Raw genomic sequence first — 5,679 nt, 5'->3', positions numbered from 1 at the left:
GATGACGATGCCGTCGTCGGAGGCCATCGCCTGGCCGTCGACGCCGTAGCGCTCCCGCAGCCGCGCGTTGATGGCCAGTGCCCAGGGCGCGTGGACCGGGGTGCCGTAGGGCGAGTGCAGCACCAGCCGCCAGTCACCCAGCTCGTCGCGGAACCGCTCGACCAGCAGCGTCGTGTCGCTGGGCAGCACGTTGGTGGCCTCGAGCTGCTCGTGGAGGTAGGAGACGAGGTTGCCGGCCGCCCAGGCGTCGAGGCCGTGCTTCTCGGCCTCCGCCACGGCCGCTCGGCGCGGCAGCGCGCCGAGCTCGCGGGTGAACGCGCCGATCGCCTGCCCCAGCTCGGCCGGGCGGCCCAAGGTGTCGCCCTTCCAGAACGGCAGCCGGCCGGGGATCCCGGGGGCCGGCGTCACCAGGACCCGGTCGTGGGTGATGTCCTCGATCCGCCAGCTGGTCGCGCCGAGCGCGAAGATGTCGCCGACCCGGGACTCGTAGACCATCTCCTCGTCGAGCTCTCCGACTCGCCGTCCGGTGCCCTCGCCGACGAGGAAGACACCGAAGAGCCCGCGGTCGGGGATGGTGCCGCCGCTGGTCACGGCCAGCCGCTGGGCACCCGGCCGGGCGGTCAGGGTGCCGGTGACCCGGTCCCAGACGACCCGCGGCCGGAGCTCCGCGAACTCGTCGGAGGGGTAGCGGCCGGCGAGCAGGTCGAGCGTGGCGTCGTACGCCGCCCGGGGGAGGGTCGCGAACGGCGCCGTCCTGCGGACCAGGTCGTAGAGGTCGTCGACGAGCCAGGGCTCGAGAGCGACGGTGGCGACGACCTGCTGGGCGAGGACGTCGAGGGGGTTGCTGGGGATCCGGAGGCTCTCGATCGCACCGGTGCGCATCCGCTGGACCGCCACCGCGGTCTGGGCGAGGTCGCCCCGGTGCTTGGGGTAGAGCACGCCGCGGCTCACCTCGCCGACCTGGTGGCCGGCCCGGCCGACGCGCTGCAGGGCACTGGCCACGCTCGGCGGTGACTCGATCTGGACCACGAGGTCGACGGCACCCATGTCGATGCCGAGCTCGAGGCTGCTGGTGGCCACGACGGCGGGGAGCCGGCCGCGCTTGAGGTCGTCCTCGATGAGGGCGCGCTGCTCCTTGCTCACCGAGCCGTGGTGGGCCTTGGCGATCACGGTCTCGGCACCGAGGCTGGCACCGGACTGCGCCATGACCTCGGCCGGGGACGCCGGGTGCCGCTCCAGCGCCTCGCCCGCCCGGGTCGTCGCGATCTCGTTGAGCCGCGCCGTGAGCCGCTCGGACAGCCGGCGCGAGTTGGCGAAGACGATCGTGCTGTGGTGCTGCTCGATCAGGTCGACGACCGACTCCTCGACGTGCGGCCAGATGGACTGGCTGCGTTCGCCGTCGTCCGCGTCCTCGTCGTACTGGTTGGGCTGGGTCATGTCCTCGACGGGCACGACGACCTTGAGGTCCCACTCCTTCCTGCTGGGCGGGGCGACGATCTCGACCGGGGCGTGGCCGCCGAGGAACCGGGCGACCTCCTCGAGCGGGCGGACCGTCGCGCTGAGGCCGATCCGCTGCGCGGGCGCGTCGAGAAGTGCGTCGAGACGCTCCAGGCTGATCGCCAGGTGGGCCCCGCGCTTGGTGCCGGCGACCGCGTGCACCTCGTCGACGATCACCGTCCCGACGCCGCGCAGCGACTCGCGGGCCTGGCTGGTGAGCATCAGGAAGAGGGACTCGGGGGTGGTGATCAGGACGTCGGGCGGTGACGTCACCAGCTTGCGCCGGTCGGCCGCGAGGGTGTCGCCGGAGCGCACGCCGACGGTGACGTCGGGTGCCTTCAGCCCGAGCCGTTCGGCGGTGTTGCGGATCCCAACCAGCGGTGAGCGGAGGTTGCGCTCGACGTCCACCGCCAGCGCCTTGAGCGGGCTGACGTAAAGCACCCGGGTGCGCTTCGTCCGGTCCTTCGGGCGGTCCTCGGTCAGCAGGCGGTCGATGCCCCACAGGAACGCGCTCAGCGTCTTGCCGGAGCCGGTGGGCGCCACCACCAGGGCGTGCCTGCCGGCCCCGATCGCCTCCCACGCGCCCGCCTGCGCCGGCGTCGGCTCAGCGAACGCCGCCGCGAACCACGTCCGGGTGGGCGCGCTGAACCGGCTCAGCGCGTCGGCGGGCGTGGGCATGCCGCCAAGTCTTGCTCACGGCACCGACAGCGCCCCGGGCCGACGGGTGGGCGGACTGTAGTTGGATGGGGGAGTGTCCGACCTCGCCGCGCGCCTGACCGCCGAGCTGGACGAGCGGCTGGCGCCCGCCGACGCCGCGCTGGCCGCGCAGTACCCCGGCGAGCGGCCGGGGCGGCAGCCGGTGCACACCGTCTACGTGCCGGCGGACCGCTACGACGCGGGTCTCGTGCCGGCGTACGGCGCCGCCGCGCTCGCCGTGCTCGACGAGCACGCGGACGCGTTCGCCGAGCTGGTCGCCGACGACGACATCGTCGCCCGGGTCCGGGCCAAGCTGGGGCGCGAGCCGGTGGAGGACCTGCGCATCGACTTCGAGGACGGCTACGTCGGGAAGTCCGACGAGGACGAGACGCTCGACGTCGAACGGGCGGCGCTGGCGCTGGCGGAGACCCGGCTGGCCGGCACGGCCGCGCCGTTCGGGGGGATCCGGGTCAAGTGCTTCGAGGCGGCCACGCGCGGCCGGGCGATCCGCACCCTGACGGCGTACGTCGCCACGCTCCGCGACGGCGGCGGCACTCTCGACGGGTGGGTGGTCACGCTGCCCAAGGTCACCAGCGTCGACCAGGTCGAGGCGATGGTGCACGTGGCCGAGACCCTCGACCTCCGGTTCGAGGTGCAGGTCGAGACCCCGCAGTCGATCCTCGGCCCGGACGGCACCGCGCTCGTCGCGAAGATGGTCCACGCCGGCGGAGAGCGGCTGACCGGACTGCACTACGGGACCTACGACTACTCGGCGTTCGTGGGGATCGTCGCGGGCCACCAGTCCCTCGCGCACCCGGCCGCCGACCACGCCAAGCTGGTCATGCAGGCCGCGGCCGCGGGCACGGGCGTCCGCCTCTCCGACGGCTCGACCAACAGGCTGCCCGTCGGCGACCACGACACGGTCGTCGCCGGCTGGGCCGAGCACCACCGGCTCGTCCGACGCGGCCTCGAGCGCGGCTACTACCAGGGCTGGGACCTGCACCCGGCCCAGCTGCCGACCCGGTACGCCGCGACGTACGCGTTCTACCGCGAGGGCCTGACCGGCGCGCTCGACCGGCTCGAGGCCTACGCGCACCGCTCGAGCCACGGCGGGATCGCCGACGAGCCGGCCACGGCCCGTGCCCTCGGCAGCTACGTGCTCCGCGGCCTGGACTGCGGGGCCGTCGACGCCGACGAGGTCCGCGACCTCGACCTCCCCGGCTTCCTCCGCCCACCGTCCGGCGGTCCCGCGGAACAGCCGGTCACTCGATGATGACGGTGCGGGTGTCGGTCATCGGGGTGCCGCCCTCGCCGCCCGACGGGTCGTCCTCGGTGATCTCGACGCTGTAGGTGCCTGGCTCGAGCTCCACGGGGAACGCGAACGGGGCGAAGGTCTGCCCCTCCTCCGTCGTCGTGAAGCCGGCCTGCACCTCCTGGCCGTCGGCGTCGAGCACGCGCCAGCCGAGGGTCGCCTCGAACACCGCCGCCTCACCCTCGATGCGCAGCGGCGAGGAGGTGACGAGGCCCTCCTGCGGAGAGTCGATCTGGACCAGGACGCGGACGTCCAGTGGGTCGGCCCGGCCGACCGGCTCGTCCCAGCTGACGACTCCCCACAGCTCTCCCGCCGGCTCGCCCTCGATGAGCAGCGTCACCCCGGCGTCCTCGTCGAGCGCCTCGGTGACCGTGTAGACGAGCTGCTGCACCATCCGGGCCGCGCCCTCGGACCCCACGTTCGCCGTCCTGGCGTCGTCCGACAGGTCGACGGTGATCCCACCGCTCTCCTCGGACACGTCCAGGACCTCGGTCGCGGGGTTCCAGGTCGTCGCGTAGTCGGGGTCGACGGCTCCCTCGATCATGGCTGCGACCGCCGCCTCGGGCGCCCGGTCCTCGGCCACGTCGCGCAGCTCGCGCGCGAGTCGCACCCCGGTCCGGGTGTCGACGACGTAGTAGACGCCGGTCATGGTCGTCGGTGCGGTCGTCGACGGAGCCTCGGAGCTGACGGTGGGCGTCGGGTCCGGGGCGTCCGGGTCGTCATCGTCGGTGCCGCAGCCGGCGAGCATCAGCGCCGCGGCGAGGATCACCCCGCAGGACAGGTGGAGGGAACGACGGCTCCGTGTCATGACCGGCCTCCCGGATCGGCGTCGCTGGATGCTCGAATCCTCCTCCGCGCGCGTCGCGCCGGCCAGGGTCGAACGACCTCGGGTGGTGGCGGGGGTGACCGAGTGCCGCGGGTGCAGGGCATTAGGGTCGACGGATGGCCACGGTGCTAGGTGTGAACCAGTACGGCAAGGCGGAGAGCCGCGTCGTGCGGATCGTCCGGGACACGCCGGTCCACGAGATCCGCGACCTCAACGTGTCCACGTCGCTGCGCGGTGACTTCTCCGGGGCGCACACGGCCGGGGACCAGTCCCAGGTGCTGCCGACCGACACCCAGAAGAACACCGCGTTCGCCTACGCCAAGCTGCACGGGATCACCTCCCCGGAGGACTACGCGCTCGCGCTCGGCCGCCGGCTCCTCGAGGCCACGCCGGCGGCGAGCGCGGCGCAGGTGCGGGTCGAGGAGTACGCCTGGGACCGGATCGGCGACCACTCGTTCGTCAGGCGCGGCGGCGCGGTGCGCACGGCCGTCGTCACGGTCGGCCGGGACGAGAGCCACGTCCTCTCCGGTGTCCGGGACCTCGTGCTGCTCAACTCGACCGACTCGGAGTTCAAGGGCTTCCTCGAGGACGAGTTCACGACGCTGCAGGAGGCCGACGACCGGATCCTCGCCACCTCGCTGGAGGCCAGGTGGAGACACGCGACCACCGACCTCGACGCCACGGACTGGAACGCGTCGTACGACGCCGTGCTGGCTCGCGTGCTGGAGACCTTCGCCGGGACCTACTCGCGGGCGCTGCAGGAGACCCTGCACGCGATGGGGACCGCCGTGCTCGGCGACCACCCGGGGATCGCGGAGATCCGGTTCTCGGCCCCCAACAAGCACCACTTCCTCGTCGACTTCACGGGGTTCGACGTCGAGGGGCTCACCAACGACGGCGAGGTGTTCGTCGCCGCGGACCGGCCCTACGGCCTGATCGAGGCCCAGGTGACCCGCGACGACGCGCCGCCGGCGGGCGACGCCTGGCTGCACGTGCCGGGGTTCGTGTGAGGGGCACGCGGTCATGACCGAGACCACGCGCGAGGTGCTGCTGGGCTGCCTGTCGGTGCCCCGGTTCGCCGACGACGTGCTCGCCGGCCAGCCCTACGCCGACCGCGAGGCACTCCTCGCCGCCGCCGACGCTGCCGCCCGTGAGCTCACCGACGAGGAGCTCGACCAGGCGCTGGCCGGGCACCCCCGCATCGGCGAGCGCGGCGGCGCCCAGAGCCGGCAGGAGCAGTCCGGGGTCGACCCGAGCGCGGGGGACACCGCCGCCCGGCTGGCCGCCGGCAACGCGGCCTACGAGCAGCGCTTCGACCGGGTCTTCCTGATCCGGGCCGCGGGCCGGG

The 5,679-nt window shown here is 73.6% G+C and carries 5 protein-coding genes; 3 read left to right on the top strand and 2 right to left on the bottom strand.

Translation table 11 applies throughout. The annotated features are described in order from the left end of the window. On the bottom strand, nucleotides 1-2,175 hold a 2,175-nt coding region (locus tag JHD21_RS19995), incomplete at its 3' end, for a DEAD/DEAH box helicase (protein ID WP_292678889.1). A 73-nt stretch (nucleotides 2,176-2,248) separates the two neighbouring features. On the opposite strand from JHD21_RS19995, the gene JHD21_RS19990 reads away from it, so the two are divergent. Continuing rightward, nucleotides 2,249-3,466, top strand: a complete 1,218-nt coding sequence (locus JHD21_RS19990) for an aldolase (RefSeq protein ID WP_292678887.1) — start codon at nucleotides 2,249-2,251, stop codon at nucleotides 3,464-3,466. On the opposite strand, the gene JHD21_RS19985 is transcribed toward JHD21_RS19990, so the two are convergent. Continuing rightward, nucleotides 3,456-4,313 (bottom strand): Gmad2 immunoglobulin-like domain-containing protein, encoded by an 858-nt coding sequence (locus tag JHD21_RS19985; protein WP_292678884.1) that lies wholly within the window; start codon nucleotides 4,311-4,313, stop codon nucleotides 3,456-3,458. The genes JHD21_RS19990 and JHD21_RS19985 overlap by 11 nt on opposite strands. A gap of 134 nt (nucleotides 4,314-4,447) precedes the next feature. On the opposite strand from JHD21_RS19985, the gene pucL reads away from it, so the two are divergent. Then, entirely contained in the window at nucleotides 4,448-5,341 is an 894-nt protein-coding gene (pucL, locus tag JHD21_RS19980) for a factor-independent urate hydroxylase (RefSeq protein ID WP_292678882.1), read from the top strand. Between the two features lie 13 nt (nucleotides 5,342-5,354). After that, nucleotides 5,355-5,679: 2-oxo-4-hydroxy-4-carboxy-5-ureidoimidazoline decarboxylase (locus JHD21_RS19975; protein WP_292678879.1), on the top strand; the 325-nt coding region annotated here is incomplete at its 3' end.

This window comes from Nocardioides sp. (assembly GCF_016462705.1).
GTDB lineage: Bacteria > Actinomycetota > Actinomycetes > Propionibacteriales > Nocardioidaceae > Nocardioides.
The sequence above is the reverse complement of the archived record's forward strand: the minus strand, read 5'-3'. Positions and strand labels throughout refer to the sequence as shown.

What these genes read in the sequence shown, in the direction of transcription:
- JHD21_RS19985 (WP_292678884.1), bottom strand. Translation starts at nt 4,313, where the DNA reads ATGACACGGAGCCGTCGTTCCCTCCACCTGTCCTGCGGGGTGATCCTC.
- pucL (WP_292678882.1), top strand. Translation starts at nt 4,448, where the DNA reads ATGGCCACGGTGCTAGGTGTGAACCAGTACGGCAAGGCGGAGAGCCGC.